We start from the raw sequence: 16,462 nt of genomic DNA, 5'->3' as shown, positions 1-16,462 counted from the left end.
ATCTTCCACTCGTCGCGCAATTCAACAACGAGTTGGTGCATGCGCGGGGCGGCTAGTCTGCTTGGCGCGGCAACGAAGCTTCCCGCCGAAGTCCTGCCACTGCAAACGAAACGAGAGCATGAGCTGATATGCTATGCGCGCTTGAAGGCACCCCAATCATCCTTGGATCCCACAAGGAGACCACCGAGGCGCAAAAGCAAGATGCAGCTACGTCGGCATTACCTGGAGCGAATTCTCCGCTCGTGACTCCGGCGCGGATCAACTTCCCCACGTCGGCCTGGAGTCCCTTGAGATATTGCATGAACGACGGCCAACTTCCTTCAGCAGCGAGAACAACAAGGCTGAACATTTTGCAGTCGCCGTCACGTGCCTCCGACATCAACCGATGTTGACCGAGAGCGGCTTCCTTAAGGCAGCTCGCCGCGTCGCCTCGTTCTCCAATGGCAAGCGCGGGGACGCGCAGGGTGGTCTCCAGGAAATTTCCGGCGATGGCATCCCATATCGCAGCCTTGGAGGGGAATATTCTGTACACGCTGGCCGGGGACTTCCCAAGTAGTCGGGCAATATCGGCGACATTTGTTTTCGACGGCCCGTACAGTCGGCATGCGGCCGTGCCGGCTCCGATGATCGAGGATCTGGGATCAGCTCGCGGTTGGCTTCTCATCGTCGTGCCAGTTTCCATTTGCAAATCTTATCGATTCCTCGATTTGAACGGCGCTTCGGTCCGGTTGAAGCGGCCGATGGTTCAATACGAGATCTGACCGTCAACGATCCGCCCGTCTGAGGGAGAGATCTCCCGCTTCAGGATTTTTCGTGCCTCCGGGCTGATGACCGCAACTGGTGCCGCCACGGTCACGCGCACTGCCGAGCCGGCGAAATTGGCCGCACTCACTCCGATCTGATCAGCGACGCTTGTCTTTCCGCCCTCCAGGCTTTGGCCGGCCAGCCGCCGCCCGAGCAGGCGCACGATCTCGGGACTGTCGGCGAAGGCGTTGTGACCGAGCGGATCGTTCGTCGCGATGGCGCTCGTGTCGATAACGGAAACGCCAAGTTCGTCGAGAAGAGGCGCATAGGGTCTGAGGTCGGATCCGCCGACGCGGTTGACGCCACCCGATAGCCAGCTCGACATCCCCAGCGCCTTGTCGCGTGTCGACGTCAGGATCACAAAGTGCGGCCGCTTCGGTCCCATCTCGGTGAACTGGCGGCGAAACACGTCGATGTCGATGTCCGGCGATGCGAGAACGACGTTCTTCACCTTCGTCGGGATTGATTTCTCGCGCATGGCGACGCCCCGCAGCGCCTCGGCCGCAAGCCAGCCGCCCATGGAATGGGCGAGGATCGTCACATCGGAGACGTCGGGACTTTTCGAAGCCTGGAGGATCAGATCCTCGAGAGCCCGGCGCGAATAGTTGGCACTCTCCTTGTCGTAAAAGTAGTCGAAGACACGCCCCCTTGACGGCCAGGTGAAGAGGATCGGCGCGGCGTCGGTTCCCGAGTCATGGACGATCTGCGCGAAGCGGAAGACGGCGTCGGCGTAGGTGTTGTTAAATCCATGAACGAAAATGATGACCTGATGCTTCGTGTTTCGATTCTTCCGGTACCAGTCGAACGCCTGGCCCTCGGATTGCACCTTGGCAACCTGCGTGACCGCGAACTCCTTTTGCGGGTTGGGCGGCATGCGGGACGGCCACTGCACCTCCCCGATCTTGCGGTTCCGGTCGGGCGGGATGGATACGTCGACGCTGTTGAGGGAAATCGCCGTCCCGCGGTCGCCGGTAAAGAGTTTTCCCGGATCCAACGAAGGTTTGCGTGTCGTGGCGACGAGCATGGTGACCCGGCTCGTGCCGGTCGGGGCCGCGGCGAGAGGCTGAAGGACATCCTGCACCCGGTTGGCGCAACCCGATGCAGCGAGGGAAAGGGCCACAAGGATCGGGACGGCTCGGCCCAAGCGGCCAGCGATCGCCTTGGCGAACCCAGACCCGGTGGGAGCCTGGGCAATGCGCCCAGGAAGTGAGAGCGATTTTGTCATCTCAATGCTGCTCGACGTCGCGAGGAATTCGGAACCAGGCCACGTAGAGCGCCGGCAGGAAGAGAAGTGTGAGCGCCGTGCCGACGACGATCCCGCCCATCATCGCGTAGGCCATGGGACCCCAGAATATCTCGCGCGAGATCGGGATCAGGGCCAGCGTCGCGGCCGCAGCGGTGAGCATGATCGGCCGCATGCGGTGCTCGGTCGCCTCCACCACCGCCTTCCATGGCGGCACTCCCTCTGCACGCAGCTCCTCGATCTGGACGATCAGGATCACCGAGTTGCGGATGAGGATTCCGACCAGCGCGAGCACGCCCAGGAGCGCGACGAACCCAAGCGGCGAATTGCTGGCGAGCAGCGCCACGACGACGCCGATAAGGGCGAGTGGCGCTACCGAGAAGACCAGGAGAAGCCGGTGGAAGCTCTGAAGCTGGATCATCAGGAGCGTGGCCATGATGACGAACATTGCCGGCGCCACCTTCGCGATAGGACCCTGCGACTTGGCGCTCTCCTCGACCGCGCCGCCGACCTTAACGGAATACCCGGCTGGCAGTGTCTTTTCAAATGCCGAAACCTTGTCTGAGAGTGCCTTCACGACGGTCGCCGGCTGCATCGCATCGCCGATTCCGGCCTTGATCGTGATGGTTGGAATTCTGTCACGCCGCCAGATCGTCGGCTGCTCGAGTTCGTAGTGGAAGGTTGCGACCGATGACAGCGGGACGGACTGGCCGCTGCTGCTCTGCAGTTGCAGGTCAAGCAGGGTGTCGATCGAGCCGCGCTCCTTTTCCGCGGCGCGCCCGATGACGTCGACCAGATAGATGTCGTCCCGGACCTGCGTCACGGCATTTCCTTGTACGACGGTATTGAGCGCCATCGCGATGTCCTGCGACGAGACGCCGAGCTGTCGGGCCTTGTCCTGCAGCACGTCTATCTTCACGACGCGAGCCGGCTCGTTCCAATTGAAGGCAAGGTTTCTAAGGGAAGGATCAGTGCCGACGATCGAGCCCAGCTTCTGTGCCAGCTCGCGCACCGTCTGCAGATTTTCGCCAGACACGCGGTACTGGATCGGCTTGCCAACCGGAGGGCCGATGTCCAGAAGCTTCACATAAGCGTCCGTTCCCGGAAAAGTCTTCTGAAGGTAGGCTTCCATCTGCTGCTTGAGCTTGTCGCGAACGTCGAGCCCCTTAGTGACGATGATCGTCTGACCGAAGGAGACGTCGGCCGGCTGCACGTCGAAGGAAAGGACGAAGCGCGGCGCACCCCTACCAACATATGTCGACCAATGCTCGACGCCGGGGTTGCCGGCCAGCATCTCGTGCTCGAACTGGCCCATCTGGCGGCTCGTCTCGGCGATGGAGCTGTTCTGTGGCAGGTTCCAGTCGACGATCAGTTCCGGGCGGTCGGAGCTCGGGAAGAACTGCTGCTGCACCATCGACAGCCCGACGATCGATCCCGCGAAGAGAAGGACCGTCGCGACGATCGTCATCCAGCGCCAGCGCAGGCAGAACTGCAGAAGGCTGGAAAAAACTTTGGCAAACCGACCCTTGTGCTCGGCGTGCTTCTTCATCGTCTTCGGTAGAATGGTCACGCCGATCAGCGGCGTGAACACGACGGCGACCACCCACGAGACGACGAGTGAAACCGCAATGACGACGAACAGGGTGAAGGTGAACTCGCCCGCGTTGCTCTTGTTGAAAGCGACGGGGATGAAGCCCGCGACAGTGACGAGCGTGCCCGTCAGCATCGGGAAGGCCGTGGATGTGTAGACGTAGGTGGCCGCTTTCGTGAGACTGTCGCCCGCTTCCAGCCGTGCCACCATCATCTCGACGGCGATCATGGCGTCGTCGACGAGAAGGCCGAGCGCGATGATCAGCGCTCCGAGCGAGATGCGCTGCAGCGATATGCCGGTGTAGAACATGACCATAAAGGTGATGGCGAGAACGAGCGGGATTGCGATTGCCACCACCAGGCCGGCCCTCATCCCGAGGCTGATGAAGCTGATCGCGAGCACGATCGCGACCGCCTCGAACAGGGCCTTCGTGAAGCCCCCAACCGCCTCGTCGACCACTTTCGGCTGGTCGGAGACCTGTTCGACGGAGACGCCGACCGGGAGATCATGCACGATCTTGCTCATCGTCTTTTCAAGCGTTTCCCCGAAGGCGAGCAGATTGCCGCCCGTCTTCATGCCGATCGCGAGCCCGATGGCCGGTTTTCCGTTGAAGCGGAAGAGTGACGTCGGCGGATCGACGTAGCCGCGGGTGATCGTGGCGACGTCCGTCAGCGGGAAGAAGCGGTCGTTTACCCGGAGATTGATTCCACGCAAGGAGTCTTCGGAGATGAACCGCCCGCCGACCCGCAAGGCGACCCGCTCCGGTCCGGTTTCGATGAAGCCGGACTGGGTGACGGCGTTCTGCGCCTGCAGCGTGGCGATGATGGCGGAGCGGTCGATGCCGAGGGCGGCGATCTTGCGGGTGGAGAACTCGAGGTAGATCACCTCCTCCTGCGCACCGACGATGTCGACCTTGCCAACGTCGGCAATCTTGAGGATCTGCGTCCGGGCATTCTCCGCGAAATCGCGCAGTTCCCTCTGGCTAAGTCCGCCGTCGCTCGTGAAGGCGAAGATGTTGCCGTAGACGTCGCCGAACTGGTCGTCGAAGAAGGGACCGACCACGCCTTGAGGGAATTCGTGCTTGATATCGTCGACAAGGTTGCGAACCCGCGACCAGGTGGGCTTCACGTCCCGCGCGTTCGTATCCGGCAGCAGGTCGACGAAGACGGTCGTCTGACTGGCGGTCGTGATGCTGCGGGTATGTTCGAGGTTGTCGAGTTCCTGCAGCTTCTTTTCGATGCGGTCGGTGACCTGCTGCGTCACCTCGTCCGCGGACGCGCCGGGCCATTGGGCCTGGATGACCATCGTCTTGATCGTGAAGGACGGATCTTCCTCGCGGCCGAGTCCAAGATAGGCAAAGGCGCCAGCGAGCGCGAACATGATCATGAAATACCAGACGAGAGAACGATGCTCGAGCGCCCAGTCGGAAAGATTGAATTTATTCACGGGCGTGGCTCCTGTCCGAGTTGCACTTTCTGTCCGTCGGAGAGTTCATCGACTCCGGCGACGACGATCTCTTCCCCTTGCCGCAGGCCCGCTCGAACCAGGACGGAACGGGGGGCGGACGCCGGGCCGTCGAGTTCAACCGGCCTCAGGACGACCTGGGCCGTGGCGCGATCCACCACCCATACCTGGCTGGCGCCGCCTTCATGGCGGATGGCGGAGAGCGGCAGCGTGATCGCCTGCTTCGTTTCTTCGACGAGCGGCTTCGCGGTGACCACGGCGCCGAGGCGGAAGATGTCCGACGCCTGATCGATCCCGATCTTCAGCCGATAGGTGCGGGTATTCGGATCGGCCTGCGGCGCGATCTCGCGGACCACGCCGGTCGTCTGGATCCTGCTGTCGAGTTGGAGGGCGACGTTGAAGCGGTCGTCCAGGCGAACGCGACTGAACTGCGCTTCGGGAACATCGACGACGACGTCGCGCTGCTCGAGGCGCGCCAATTTCAAGATCGGCTGGCCGGCCGAGACGGTCTGGCCCATTTCTGCGGACGTGGCGGTCACGACGCCATCGAACTCGGCTTTCAGCTCGGAGTAGCCTAGCTGCTCGTGCGCCTTCGCAAGGCTGGCCGTCGCTTTCGCAGCATTGGCGATAGCCGATTTGAGCTGCTGTTCGGCAAGATCGTGATCGGCAACACTCGCCGCATTGCTTTGGACGAGCCTTCGCTTGCGCGTTTCCGTCGTCGCGGCGTTCTCCAACTGCGCCTGGGCATTGCGGAGTTCGGCTTCCGCGCTCGTGACCGCGAGCTGCAGAGTGAGCGGATCGATTTCCGCCAGGACATCGCCCTTGTGCACGAGGTCACCGACATCGACCTTGCGAGACACCATTCGCCCCAGCGTCCGAAACGCCAGGTCGGTCTCGATGCGGGCCCGCACCACGCCGGGCAAATTTACGATTTTATCCTGTTCGGCCGCGGCCATGACGACTTTGACAGGACGGGGAGCCGTCTCCTCCCCTGCGACGGAGTTCTGATCGCAGCCTGCAAGCAGCGACACTGACAGAAGAAGTGGGAGAGAGGTACATATGCGATTGAGGGTCATCTCACTTGCCTTCCCAGGCGACGGCCTGGCCTTCCTTGAGGAATTTTCCGCCTTCGGTGACGATCAGGTCTTGTGCGGCGACGCCGCCGGTGACGACGAAATCGCTTTGGCGATACCGGTCGACCGAGATCTTGCGGAGGAAAACGGATTGGTTTTGAGTGTTGACGAGCCACACGGCAGGTTCGCCCCCGGCTGATGCGATCGCGGTATAGGGCAGCACGATTCCGTCGCGCGGCGAGGCGCGCAGCTTGCCCACCACAGGCGTTCCGAGCGGCCATGGCGCGCCCTCCTGGAGCCCCACCTTGATCCGGATCGTGCCTGCCTTCGCGTCTATGACGGGAGAGACCTCTCGTATGCTGGCGTGGACGTCGCTCGCAGGATCGGAGACCGGTGCGACCTCGACGTCGTTCAGCGGCCGGCCATCCAGAAAGAACGCCTCGAAGACGTCGAACACTGCGTCTCGGGGGCCGTCATGGGCGAGCGTGAAGGCCGACTGCGCTGCTGACACCACCTGCCCGGCTTCAATGCCGCGCGCCGTGATGATGCCGTCCGCGGCGGCCTTCAGTTCGGTGTAGGACAGAGCGTCCTCTGCCGTCGCAAGCGCGGCCTCGGCGGCCTCGAGGGATGCCTGCGCACTCAGCAGCTCCTTCTGGGCGTCGTCAAAGACCGCCCTCGGAACAGCCTGCGACTGCAGGAGCGACTTCGCCCGGTTGAAGGCGAGCGTCTTCTGCGCAACGACAGCCTGCGCCGACGCCAACGCGGCACGGGCGACGCTGACGTCCGCCTGCTGTTCCGTGTCATTGAGCCGGGCGAGGACGTCGCCGGCATGGACATGCGATCCGACGTCGACCCTTCTCTCAAGAACCCGCCCGCTGACGCGAAAGGAGAGTTCGGTCTGGACCCTCGCCTTCACCTCGCCGGTGATTTCCGCACCCGGCTGATACCGAGCCTCGGCTGCCGCAACGACGCGGATCTGCTGCGGCGGCGGCGCAACTTCAGCTTTCTCTTCGCAGGCAGCCAGGACTGCGCAGGCGAGACCAATTCCCAGCAATCTAAAGGACTGCATTTTTTGCTCCTAACAGGCTATCGCCCGATGTTGACAACGCCCACTTAATGGGTAAAGTGGGCGATGTCAACATATCCAGGTCAAAAATGTTGACACACGCAACATCGAGACAAGATGAGCGGGTACGATCAAATCGCGGCTGCCACTGCAGATCGCGCCACCGCCCAGGGCCCTGAGCTGGCCAGCGCGGGTGTGTCACCGGATATTCTCAAAGAATCCAATGGGATGTGATGAAACGAGTTGAAAAGAAAACATCGAGGGCGGAGCGCAAGGCAAGGCGTCCTGACGAAATACTGGAGGCCGCGTTCGAAGAGTTCGCGGCGAAGGGTTATGCGGCGACGCGTGTCGAAGACGTCGCAGCCCGACTGGGGATAACAAAGGGAACGATCTACTTCTATTTCCCGACCAAGGACGTTCTTTTCCGGGAAACGTTTCGCCACGCCGCGACGTCATCCGCGAACCCCTCGACCGCCATCGGCAGCCTTCGTGGATCCACCGCCGACCGGATACGAGCCCTGCTGCTGGTCTCGTATGAAAGCAAGGCCAACGACCGAAAGGCGGGAGAACTCCTGCGCTTGTCCCTCGCCGAAGGCACTCGCTTTCCCGAAGCGGTCGATTGCTATCATGGCCGCTTCATCACGCCGACGCTTGCTGCCCTCGCGGCCCTAATCGAGCAAGGCGTGAAATCGGGAGAGTTTTGCCAACAGGCGGCGGCCTATGCGAGGGACGTGCTCGCGAGTTCGGTTTTTCAAGTTGCCGTCTGGCGTCTCATGTTTGCGGATCGAACGCCTATCGACGGCAAGGCGCTTCTTGAGGCGCACATCGACCTCGTGATGAGCGGGCTCATGCAGCGTTCGGAACGCAGATACTGATTTGGTGAATTGTGTCAGAGCGGACAGAGCTTCGCATTCTTCGATGCGTGGCAAGGCCGGATGCCTCGTGCGACGTCCGGCCTGAGCCTCCCGTGCCCAGCGGAATCTAATTCCCGCCAGGCCCGCGATCATAATTCGGCGGCGGAACTTCGCCCGTGACCACGATATTTTCCTGGATCTTATAGACGATCCGCAGATTGGCGGCAGCGGCCTGAAGCCAGCCGACCGCATCTTCGGACGTCCATGCCGCGCCCTCCGGAGGTAGGCTCTCAAACAGGCCAACGATCAAAGGATTCACAGACCGGGAGATGCTATCGCCGCCCCTCTGGTTCGTTCCGCCCTCTCCGCCGCCGCCGACGGCCGGTTTCGAATGGCTCTGATCGGAAGAGTTCACAAATATCCCGCTGGAAGAGCCTGAAGACCTGGCGAGAGACGAACCCGAAGAGCCGCCGTGATGCGAACCCGACGACGCCGCGTTGGCGGAGCCCCCGCTGCCTTGGGATGAACCCGAGGACGCTACGCCAGAGGAACTCGTAGTGGATCCAGACTGATCTCCATAGGAAGAATATGTCGTTCCGCCTGTGCTCGAAGCTGCCGCAGCACCGACGGCGACGCCTGCCGCATACCCGCCCAGGACGTAGGCTTCGCGGCGATAGTATCCACGGCCGTATCCGTCGCCATGGTCTCCGCCGCCATACTCGGCGCGGCCGTGATCTCCGCGGCCGTAGTATCCACGGCCGAAGTATCCGTTGCCGTTGCCAGAGACCCTGAGATCGCCGGAATTATTGACGGTGAGGTTGCCCGAGTCCTTTGCGACGATATTGCCTCCGGAGTTCATGAAGGTGCGGTTGCCGTTGATGTTACCGCCCGAATTCACCGTGTTGCGGATGTTCCCGGACAGATTGCCCCGTCCATGGCCGGGTCCTTCCGCCAATCGCCCCTTTGCGCCACCGACATTTGGCATACGAGTACGAGGGTTCGCCGGCGGACGGTTCTGGGCGCTCATCGGCGCGCGGCCGTGGGCCATCGGCGGACGCGGGGTTCGGCCTATCTGCGGACGTGGGAACCCGCCCGGCCCTCCCGACGGGAAATGGGGTGGTCCTCCAGACGGCAGGGGCGGCGGACCACCGGGCGGCGGCGCAAACTGACCGAAGGCGGCGTCCGATGTGATGGCCGTCAAAGCGAGAAAAGCAAAGCAGGTGCGCATCAGATAGCTCATCACTTGCTTCCTTCCGTTCCCGACGCGACGGCTGACGTCAGGTCGATCTTTTTCACACCGGCGGGAGGTTCAAAGGTGAATTCGGAGTCGGGCAGACGGGACTTGGTCTGCCAACTCGTGAATTCGGCAACGAAGCTTGGTTGCCCCTGCAGCAACGGGTAGGTGACGACCAGACGATGCGGCGTCGCAGCGCCATTGTTCTCGACCCACAATTCAAGATCGATGCCGGACTTCTGAGAGAAAAACAGATGCCGGCACTCGACGCCGTCGATGGTAGCCGTGCCCACCTGCCAGGCGGCCATGGCATCGCTCAACAGGACTTTGTCCGGAGAGGCTGCAAAAAGGACGCCGAGCGGAAAATCGACGTCCAGCTTGGTTGCCACCTGGTTGAGCGCGGATGGTATGTCGCCCGATGCCGGGATCGTCGCGTAGTTCTTGCTGTCGGGAAAGAAGACCGACGCCGCCTTGCCGTCGTAGAACAGATCGTGCTTGCCGTCATCGCCATCGAACTCGACGGCGATCCGGTCTGGACGACGCACAGTGATTTTCATCGTATGGAAGATGTGAAGCGGTTGTCCGGACTGATCCAGGTAAATGCTGATTGTTCTCGCCGTGATCGTCAGATCCTTGGCAAGGAGCGTCTTTCCCATCTGCGAAACGGCGGTCGCTGCCTCGTCGCTGACCGTCGGTTTTATTGGCGGAGTCGGTTCATCCGCTCGGGCTGTCGGCAGCGCGGCGAATCCTACGAACATGCCCAGCGCAGCAGTATGGAGGGCATTCTGAATCCCGGTAACGTGGCGCACGTTTGCGTCAATAGACGGACTGGTGGCGACAGACGGTCGCCGGGCCTTCAAGAGGCCCCGCCGCAAACCATTACAGACTTCCATGTTCATTTCCTTTGATACTCAAGAACGAGATAGCGCGAGCTCACTGTGGCTCGTCGAGTTGGTCTGGGTGCTGGAGCGTTCCTGTCGCACGGCGCCGCAAAGGGTGCCGTCCGTCTGTCCGCAATCGATCCTACTGCATGAACCAGCCGTGGCTCACGACCAGCGACTGACCCGTCACGGCATTGGACTTGGCCGCCGCGAAATAGAGAACGGCGTCGGCCACGTCATCGGTGCTGGTAAACTCGCCGTCGACGGTATCCTTGAGCATCACCGTCTTAACCACCTGCTCCTCGCTGATGCCGAGCTCCCGCGCCTGCTCGGGGATCTGTTTGTCGACGAGCGGCGTGCGCACGAAGCCGGGGCAGACCACGTTAGCCGTGACGTTGTGCTCGGCTCCTTCCTTTGCCAGTACCTTGGCCAGTCCGATCAGTCCGTGCTTCGCCGTGACATAAGGCCCCTTCAGCTTCGAGGCTTCCTTGGAGTGCACGGAGCCCATGTAGATCACCCGGCCGTAATTGGTGGCATACATGTGCCTGAGGCAGGCGCGGGTGGTCAGAAAGGCGCCGTCGAGATGGATCGAAAGCAGCTTTCTCCAGTCCGCAAAGGGAAAGTCGACCAGCGGCTTGACGATCTGGATGCCAGCATTGCTGACCAGCACGTCGATCTTGCCTAACCTGGCGATCACCTCGCCGACGGCCTTTTCCACCTGCTCTTCGTCGGCGACGTTCATCGCCACGGCGAAGGCGTCGCCGCCCTTGCTCTTGATCTCGGCGGCCGTTGCATTCGCGGCGTCGAGATTGAGGTCGGCGATCACGGGAATGCCGCCTTCGGCTGCGAAGCGAAGCGCGATTTCCTTGCCGATGCCGCTCGCGGCTCCGGTGATAATCGCCACTCTTCCATCAAATCGAGACATGGATAGTTCCTTTCAGTTGCGGGAGATCAGTCGTTTTGGAGGTAGTCGAACACGACCTCGCCGAGGCCGAGCGTCAGGTCGGCGACGTAATGGCTGGCCGACGTGACTTCGCGCACGGGTAGACGCGCGACGTCGCACATTGCGTGTTCGAACAATTGCAGGGCTGCCGGCCCGGCCCACGCGCCCTTCAGCGTCACATCCTCGAGATAGTAGCGCACGAGTTCGCAAATCCGGGGCGAACCGTCGACGTGGGGGATGACCTTCAGCACGAAGGCGGGCTTCGCCATCGCCTTTGCCAGCGGCTCCAGCGGGAGCTCGCGATGCTTGTAGCCCATGGTCGCCGTCACGCACAAAACCGAGCCGTAGTGGAGCGTCCCGACGAGCGTCTCCTGCTCGTGCGACAACTTCGGCGTCGCCAGCTTCTTCGGAAAGCCCCAGATCTCGCGGCCGCCGGCGATCGGAGAGTTGTCGTCAAGATACATGGCATGCACGTAGCTGCCTTCCTGCAGCTTGCCCGATGGCATCGCGAAGCGCACCGGAATGACCTGCCCGGTTTCCGTGTAGTCGCCAAAACCCGTGGAATCCGGCATGCGGATGAATTCATAGGCGACGGTGTCGCCGATCACTTCCAGCGGCTCCGGCACGACGGCGCGAAGGGACTCCTGATCGGTCCGGTAGTTGATGACGACAAATTCGCGGTTGTAGAACTTGTAGGGTGGCCTCGGATAGGCCGGGTTGTTGAGCGGCATCGCGAAGGCATTTTCGCGGACTGCGGCGATCTTCATGGTCGTGCTCTTCTCTTTGGTGAAAACTCAATCGAAGTCGAAAATGGCGACGCCGTCGGGCGTGTCGGGCCGCTGCAGCACCTCGGGGTGGCGCAATGTTCGAAGGGCGTCGTTGTAGCCGGAGGTCCAGTGCTCCTCCATCGTCAGGCGAGAGAACTCGTAATCCTTGGAACTCGCCTCGTAGTTCTTGGCGCGATATATGAGCTGGACGATGTTGTAGACCTTCTCGTCGGCCTGATTGACGAGAAGCTTAATCTCCGGATCAGCTTGCAGCAGCGCATCCTGCGGGACGAGTTCTACGAGATGGCCGAGTGCGCGGCGCAGCCGCTGCTGCGTCTTGAAATGGTCGGTCGCCGCGCGGGTGCGGCTCGAGAAGCGGATATCTTTCTGCCGCAGTTCGATTCCGAGCAGGTCACGCGGGAACTCGCCACTCGCGCTCCAGAGGTCGACCTGAAAGGCCAGCGTGTCCTGGCGCGGCGCGTTATCGAGGACCCATTGCAGCGGCGTGTTCGATATGAGGCCGCCGTCCCAGTAGCACTCGTCATCGATCCTCGTCGCCGGGAAGCCAGGCGGCAGGGAGCCGCTCGCCATGATATGTTCGGGGCGGATATTGTGGGTCGTAGTGTCGAAATACTCGAAGTTGCCGGTGCGCACGTTGACGGCGCCGACGCTGAAACGCATGGCTCCTGTATTGATGCGATCAAAGTCCACCAGCCGCTCCAGCGTCGCCTTCAGCGGTGCGACGTCGTAGAAGCTTTCCGCCTCGATACTGCCGGCGGCCGAAAAGAAAGGTGGTACCGGACGGGGCGTGAAGAAGCCCGCGGCGCCGTCCATAAGGGTGGTGACGGCGTGTGCCTGATTGAGCAGGCCGCGCGCAAAATCACCCCGGAACCCCACCGCCCGTAGCATTGCCGAAAACAGAGTGGGAAACCCGTGCGCGGGGGCGGTTACCGTTTCCCAGAAGCTTCGGAGCGCCTCCACCCGCCTTTCAGGTGGATTGCCGGCAATCAGGGCACTGTTGATGGCGCCGATGGAGATGCCGGCGACCCAGTCAGGATGCAGTCCGGCTTCGGCCAGCGCTTGATAGACGCCGGCCTGATATGAACCGAGCGCCCCTCCTCCTTGCAACAACAGAGCGATACGCTCGAATGGCGGACGCTCCGTTATGCGGTGCGTCTTGTTTTTGACGGGATGTTGAGCGGCCATGCAGTTTCACCTCGATGTTGATCCCGCTGCCGTTCCAGACCGACCGCAGCGCATGTTGACACCGCCCACTTAAGTGTTGGAGTGGACAATGTCAACATACAATGACAGAATGTTGACATAAGCAACTTAGCAATCTAAATGGACGGCATGACCCAAGACATTTCCACGAAAGACCAGCGCCCGTACCACCATGGCGACCTGCACAGGGCGATCGTAGAGGCCGCGCTCGACGTCCTCAGCGAATCTCAAAGCACGGAGTTTTCGCTTCGTGAGCTCGCCCGACGCGCGGGCGTCAGCCACAACGCCCCGTACAAGCACTTCGCCGACAAGCGCGAATTGCTGGCCGCCGTTTCGGCGGTCGGGTTCGAACTGCTGGCTAGACGGATGGCCGAAGCAACCAAGGAACTCGACAGTCCTCGCCAGAGGCTTGGAGCTATGGCGCGCGCATATGTCTGCGGCGGCGTCAACAATCCAGCGCTCTACAGATTGATGTTCGGCGGCTACCTCGGTGGTCAGGACGACGGGCGTCCCGCAATCGAAAGAACTGCGGCCTACAACATGAAAGCGCTTATCGTTGACGCGATTTCCGACGGCGCTCTCGGGCGCCCCATTGCAGATACCGAGGCCAACACCCTCATGTTCGACGGGGCGATACTCGTTTTCTGGTCCCAAATGCACGGTCTAACATTGCTGCTAGCGGACCGCCTCGTCGGCCCCAGCGACAAGATGGAGGAGCTGACCGAGAACGTCCTGCAAGGAATGCTCGACGGATTGGTGAACAGCATCCCCGCCGTACCAGAAGGCGTTTGGGTTGGTCCCCCGCTGGCGGGGTAGGAGCATAGCCACGTCATTGGTGAGCCCGTTCGTTCGGAAAGGCAATTCTCATGGACCCATACATCTCCGCCCTGATGGGCCTCGCCGGCGTCGTTATCGGCGGTCTCGCCTCGTTCGCCACCGCCTGGATGACGCACCGCTCCCAGGTGAGGGAAAAACAGCGAGAGCTCGAGGCCGCCAAGCGGGAAAAGCTCTTCTCCGACTTCATATCCGAAGCGACGCGACTTTATGCCGACGCAATAAGCCACCAGAAGGACGACGTTTCCGATCTCGTGCTACTTTACGCATTGGTCGCCCAGATGCGTCTGATCTCGTCAAGACGGGTCGTGGATGCAGCCGAACTGGCGATGGCGAGGATCGTCGAAACCTACCTGACCCCCAATCGCTCGCTCTCGGAAATGCGGGACCTCGCGCATTCCGGCGCGATGAACTTTCTCTTGGATTTCGGTGAGGCTTGTCGCGCGGAACTTGCGACCGGGCGCGCAGCCTCCGCGATGAGGTTCCATGGACCTCGCGGACTAAAACACCCTCAACATACCATGCCTTCACTTTCATCATCCCACTAAACAACCTGGCCGCCGCGTCAGACACCGGACAGCCTGTCCCTTCGTGCGGATGTCGCGGTTGCGCTGGATCGGGTGGCCTTCGAGCCCTCCTCGTTGCGAGGATGCCTTCGATGGAGATGTCGGCATATCGCCACGAGTGCAGGACGGAATCGCAGAGCGCGATGCCGGCATAGGCACGAGAATATCCGGGATCGATCTCGGACGCCTTCACGAACATGCGCCGCGCCAGGAGCATGTAGGACTTCGAGCACATGTGCAGGAACTGCCGGCCTCTGAGATAATAGGTGTAGGCCTCGACATCTTCTGTCGGCGTTGCGATGATCGCCGCCTTCTCATGCGGCAGCAGCCTGACTTTCAACTGTTCGATAATGGCGTTGGCGATTTCATCCTGTATGGCGAAGATGTCCGTGAGTTCGCGGTCATAACGCTCCGCCCAGAGATGGCTTCCGTCTCGGCCGTCGACAAGCTGCCCGCTCACACGAACACGTGCACCGGCCTTTCTAACGCTGCCCTCCGGCAAAAAGGCGACACCGATTTCCTGGGCCACCTGTTTATAGCACGCAACTTGCGACAGGAACGACGGCAAGCATTGCCCTTAGCCGATGTCTATGACAACGACCTCCGGCGGCGATCCGATCCGGATCGGCAAATTCGAAAGACCCAATCCACCGGAGACGATCAAGTGGCGATCGTGCTCGACGATATGCCCGTAGGCATAGCGGTTGCCGTATCGCGACGGGACAAGCGGTGAATAGCCCAGGAATCTCACCTGCCCGCCATGGGTATGGCCGGCGAGCGTCAGCGAAACGCGCCGGGGCACATCGACGAAGATATCCGGCTCGTGGGCCATCAGGATAATCGGATCATCGCCATCGATTCCAGCCAACGTGCCGGGCAGGTCATCGAGCCCGGGGATCATGCCAGAGCCGTCTGGAGACGGATAGGTTGGCTCGAGTTGATCGGCCAGACCGGCGAGCCAGAAAGATCGTCCGTCCTTTTCTAGCCGCAGCGCACGATTGTCGTAAACCGGGATGCCGACGCCGGCGAGCGCCCTGTGGGCAAGCGTCGGACCATGACCGGCCAGCCGGGCGACGGGATCGTTGAGCCAGTCGTGATTGCCTATGATCGCGTGGACACCGAGCGGCGCCTTCAGCCGTGCCAATGCCTCGGCCCAACGGGCCGGTTCCACGAAGCCGGCCAGGCGCAGGCTGCTCATGTAGTCGCCGAGCAGGAGGATGATGTCGCCGCCAAGCCCACTGGCCTGATCGCAGATGCCGGCAATCCGATGCACCGGCATCCAAGGCTCGCAGGCATGGATGTCGGCCAGGACAACGACCCTCAGCTTGAGGCCCGCCCGCCAGTTGGCAGGCCGCAACGCATAGGATGTTACCAGCGGCCGCTGTAACGGCTCGACCCCCACGGCATAGGTGCTGGTGCCAAATCCCGCCATTACCAGCCCGCCGAAAAGTTTGAGGAATCCGCGCCGCGCCAGCATGCCTTCTTCCCTTCGATGGATGACCTTTAAGCCGCCGGTCGCCTTCGTGGGGGCGATGCAGGCAGGAAAAACGCTCGCCCGACGTGGACGACCGCCTCTTTCCCTGCCGGATCATAGCGAGCACGCCACCACACCGAAATACGTCATTCGGCCGCGCGCCCAAGCCATGCGGCCGGAGTCCTCTCAACCGAGATCGATGACGACGATCTCCGGCGGCGCACCAAAGCGGACCGGCGCAATCGAGCAGCCGAGCTCGCCGGAGACGATCAAGCTGCGATCGGCTTCGACCCCATGGCCATAGGCATAACGATCGAAGTCGAATCCTCTGCCGCGGAAGTGGCTGATGAGTACGCCGTCCGTTGTCGTGTCACCCAGATAAGATAATCCCTTCTCACAGCCACCAGCCACGCTCCAGCATGATCGATTGAATCGCCTTATTCT

15 protein-coding genes and 2 pseudogenes are annotated in these 16,462 nt (G+C 61.7%); 4 read left to right on the top strand and 13 right to left on the bottom strand.

Annotated elements, in window-relative coordinates:
* Positions 1-52: 52 nt before the first annotated feature.
* Entirely contained in the window at positions 53-565 is a 513-nt protein-coding gene (locus ACZ9BX_RS01365; RefSeq protein WP_476219870.1) for a TetR family transcriptional regulator, read from the bottom strand.
* On the opposite strand from ACZ9BX_RS01365, the gene ACZ9BX_RS01360 reads away from it, so the two are divergent.
* Positions 489-761 carry a hypothetical protein gene (locus ACZ9BX_RS01360; protein WP_476220081.1) on the top strand — a complete coding sequence of 91 codons (273 nt, stop codon included), beginning with the start codon at positions 489-491 and terminating at the stop codon, positions 759-761. The two genes, ACZ9BX_RS01365 and ACZ9BX_RS01360, sit on opposite strands and share 77 nt — an antisense overlap.
* Here ACZ9BX_RS01360 and ACZ9BX_RS01355 read toward each other — a convergent pair.
* The 4 genes from ACZ9BX_RS01355 to ACZ9BX_RS01340 are packed head-to-tail and all read right to left on the bottom strand — an operon-like array spanning position 746 to position 7,244.
* On the bottom strand, positions 746-2,029 hold the full coding sequence (locus ACZ9BX_RS01355) for an alpha/beta hydrolase (protein ID WP_476215202.1): 1,284 nt from the start codon (positions 2,027-2,029) through the stop codon (positions 746-748). The two genes, ACZ9BX_RS01360 and ACZ9BX_RS01355, sit on opposite strands and share 16 nt — an antisense overlap.
* A 1-nt stretch (position 2,030) precedes the next feature.
* On the bottom strand, positions 2,031-5,084 hold the full coding sequence (locus ACZ9BX_RS01350) for an efflux RND transporter permease subunit (RefSeq protein ID WP_476215200.1): 3,054 nt from the start codon (positions 5,082-5,084) through the stop codon (positions 2,031-2,033).
* A complete protein-coding gene (locus ACZ9BX_RS01345; protein WP_476215198.1) occupies positions 5,081-6,178 on the bottom strand; it encodes an efflux RND transporter periplasmic adaptor subunit in 1,098 nt (365 codons plus the stop codon). Before ACZ9BX_RS01345 ends, ACZ9BX_RS01350 begins: the two co-directional genes overlap by 4 nt.
* 1 nt (position 6,179) lies before the next feature.
* Positions 6,180-7,244 carry an efflux RND transporter periplasmic adaptor subunit gene (locus ACZ9BX_RS01340; RefSeq protein ID WP_476215196.1) on the bottom strand — a complete coding sequence of 355 codons (1,065 nt, stop codon included), beginning with the start codon at positions 7,242-7,244 and terminating at the stop codon, positions 6,180-6,182.
* Between the two features lie 230 nt (positions 7,245-7,474).
* Between ACZ9BX_RS01340 and ACZ9BX_RS01335 the strand changes: the two genes are divergently transcribed.
* Positions 7,475-8,116, top strand: a complete 642-nt coding sequence (locus ACZ9BX_RS01335) for a TetR/AcrR family transcriptional regulator (RefSeq protein ID WP_476215194.1) — start codon at positions 7,475-7,477, stop codon at positions 8,114-8,116.
* A 106-nt stretch (positions 8,117-8,222) separates the two neighbouring features.
* Here the strand turns inward: ACZ9BX_RS01335 and ACZ9BX_RS01330 are convergent, their stop codons facing one another.
* The 5 genes from ACZ9BX_RS01330 to ACZ9BX_RS01310 all read right to left on the bottom strand — a co-directional run bounded on the left by ACZ9BX_RS01330 (position 8,223) and on the right by ACZ9BX_RS01310 (position 13,126).
* A complete protein-coding gene (locus ACZ9BX_RS01330; RefSeq protein WP_476215192.1) occupies positions 8,223-9,335 on the bottom strand; it encodes a hypothetical protein in 1,113 nt (370 codons plus the stop codon).
* Complete coding sequence (locus ACZ9BX_RS01325; RefSeq protein WP_476215190.1) at positions 9,335-10,222, bottom strand: DUF2092 domain-containing protein; 888 nt, start codon at positions 10,220-10,222, stop codon at positions 9,335-9,337. Before ACZ9BX_RS01325 ends, ACZ9BX_RS01330 begins: the two co-directional genes overlap by 1 nt.
* 130 nt (positions 10,223-10,352) lie before the next feature.
* Positions 10,353-11,135, bottom strand: coding sequence for a 3-hydroxybutyrate dehydrogenase (locus tag ACZ9BX_RS01320; protein WP_476215188.1), 783 nt, complete (start codon positions 11,133-11,135; stop codon positions 10,353-10,355).
* A gap of 26 nt (positions 11,136-11,161) precedes the next feature.
* A complete protein-coding gene (locus ACZ9BX_RS01315) occupies positions 11,162-11,920 on the bottom strand; it encodes an acetoacetate decarboxylase (protein ID WP_476215186.1) in 759 nt (252 codons plus the stop codon).
* 27 nt (positions 11,921-11,947) lie between these two features.
* The gene (locus tag ACZ9BX_RS01310) at positions 11,948-13,126 is read right to left on the bottom strand and encodes a patatin-like phospholipase family protein (protein WP_476215184.1); all 1,179 of its coding nucleotides are present in this window, start codon (positions 13,124-13,126) and stop codon (positions 11,948-11,950) included.
* Positions 13,127-13,273: 147 nt separating this feature from the next.
* On the opposite strand from ACZ9BX_RS01310, the gene ACZ9BX_RS01305 reads away from it, so the two are divergent.
* Both ACZ9BX_RS01305 and ACZ9BX_RS01300 read left to right on the top strand, forming a co-directional pair.
* Positions 13,274-13,960: a TetR/AcrR family transcriptional regulator gene (locus ACZ9BX_RS01305; RefSeq protein WP_476215182.1), complete on the top strand. Its 687-nt coding sequence runs from the start codon at positions 13,274-13,276 to the stop codon at positions 13,958-13,960.
* A gap of 50 nt (positions 13,961-14,010) precedes the next feature.
* Entirely contained in the window at positions 14,011-14,526 is a 516-nt protein-coding gene (locus ACZ9BX_RS01300; protein WP_476215180.1) for a LapA family protein, read from the top strand.
* A gap of 147 nt (positions 14,527-14,673) precedes the next feature.
* On the opposite strand, the pseudogene ACZ9BX_RS01295 reads toward ACZ9BX_RS01300, so the two are convergent.
* The 3 genes and pseudogenes from ACZ9BX_RS01295 to ACZ9BX_RS01285 all read right to left on the bottom strand — a co-directional run.
* Positions 14,674-15,079: pseudogene (locus ACZ9BX_RS01295) on the bottom strand (adenylate/guanylate cyclase domain-containing protein); the annotation flags it as partial.
* Between the two features lie 42 nt (positions 15,080-15,121).
* Positions 15,122-16,021: a metallophosphoesterase gene (locus ACZ9BX_RS01290; RefSeq protein ID WP_476215178.1), complete on the bottom strand. Its 900-nt coding sequence runs from the start codon at positions 16,019-16,021 to the stop codon at positions 15,122-15,124.
* A gap of 183 nt (positions 16,022-16,204) precedes the next feature.
* Positions 16,205-16,333: pseudogene (locus ACZ9BX_RS01285) on the bottom strand (metallophosphoesterase); the annotation flags it as partial.
* Positions 16,334-16,462: the final 129 nt, after the last annotated feature.

Source organism: Rhizobium sp. USDA 3886 (genome assembly GCF_056279785.1).
The sequence above is the reverse complement of the archived record's forward strand: the minus strand, read 5'-3'. Positions and strand labels throughout refer to the sequence as shown.

Coding starts and splice junctions, on each gene's coding strand:
- ACZ9BX_RS01360 (WP_476220081.1), top strand. CDS start 489: ATGGCATCCCATATCGCAGCCTTGGAGGGGAATATTCTGTACACGCTG.
- ACZ9BX_RS01355 (WP_476215202.1), bottom strand. CDS start 2,029: ATGACAAAATCGCTCTCACTTCCTGGGCGCATTGCCCAGGCTCCCACC.
- ACZ9BX_RS01345 (WP_476215198.1), bottom strand. CDS start 6,178: ATGACCCTCAATCGCATATGTACCTCTCTCCCACTTCTTCTGTCAGTG.
- ACZ9BX_RS01340 (WP_476215196.1), bottom strand. CDS start 7,244: ATGCAGTCCTTTAGATTGCTGGGAATTGGTCTCGCCTGCGCAGTCCTG.
- ACZ9BX_RS01335 (WP_476215194.1), top strand. CDS start 7,475: ATGAAACGAGTTGAAAAGAAAACATCGAGGGCGGAGCGCAAGGCAAGG.
- ACZ9BX_RS01330 (WP_476215192.1), bottom strand. CDS start 9,335: ATGAGCTATCTGATGCGCACCTGCTTTGCTTTTCTCGCTTTGACGGCC.
- ACZ9BX_RS01325 (WP_476215190.1), bottom strand. CDS start 10,222: ATGGAAGTCTGTAATGGTTTGCGGCGGGGCCTCTTGAAGGCCCGGCGA.
- ACZ9BX_RS01320 (WP_476215188.1), bottom strand. CDS start 11,135: ATGTCTCGATTTGATGGAAGAGTGGCGATTATCACCGGAGCCGCGAGC.
- ACZ9BX_RS01315 (WP_476215186.1), bottom strand. CDS start 11,920: ATGAAGATCGCCGCAGTCCGCGAAAATGCCTTCGCGATGCCGCTCAAC.
- ACZ9BX_RS01310 (WP_476215184.1), bottom strand. CDS start 13,126: ATGGCCGCTCAACATCCCGTCAAAAACAAGACGCACCGCATAACGGAG.
- ACZ9BX_RS01305 (WP_476215182.1), top strand. CDS start 13,274: ATGACCCAAGACATTTCCACGAAAGACCAGCGCCCGTACCACCATGGC.
- ACZ9BX_RS01300 (WP_476215180.1), top strand. CDS start 14,011: ATGGACCCATACATCTCCGCCCTGATGGGCCTCGCCGGCGTCGTTATC.
- ACZ9BX_RS01290 (WP_476215178.1), bottom strand. CDS start 16,021: ATGCTGGCGCGGCGCGGATTCCTCAAACTTTTCGGCGGGCTGGTAATG.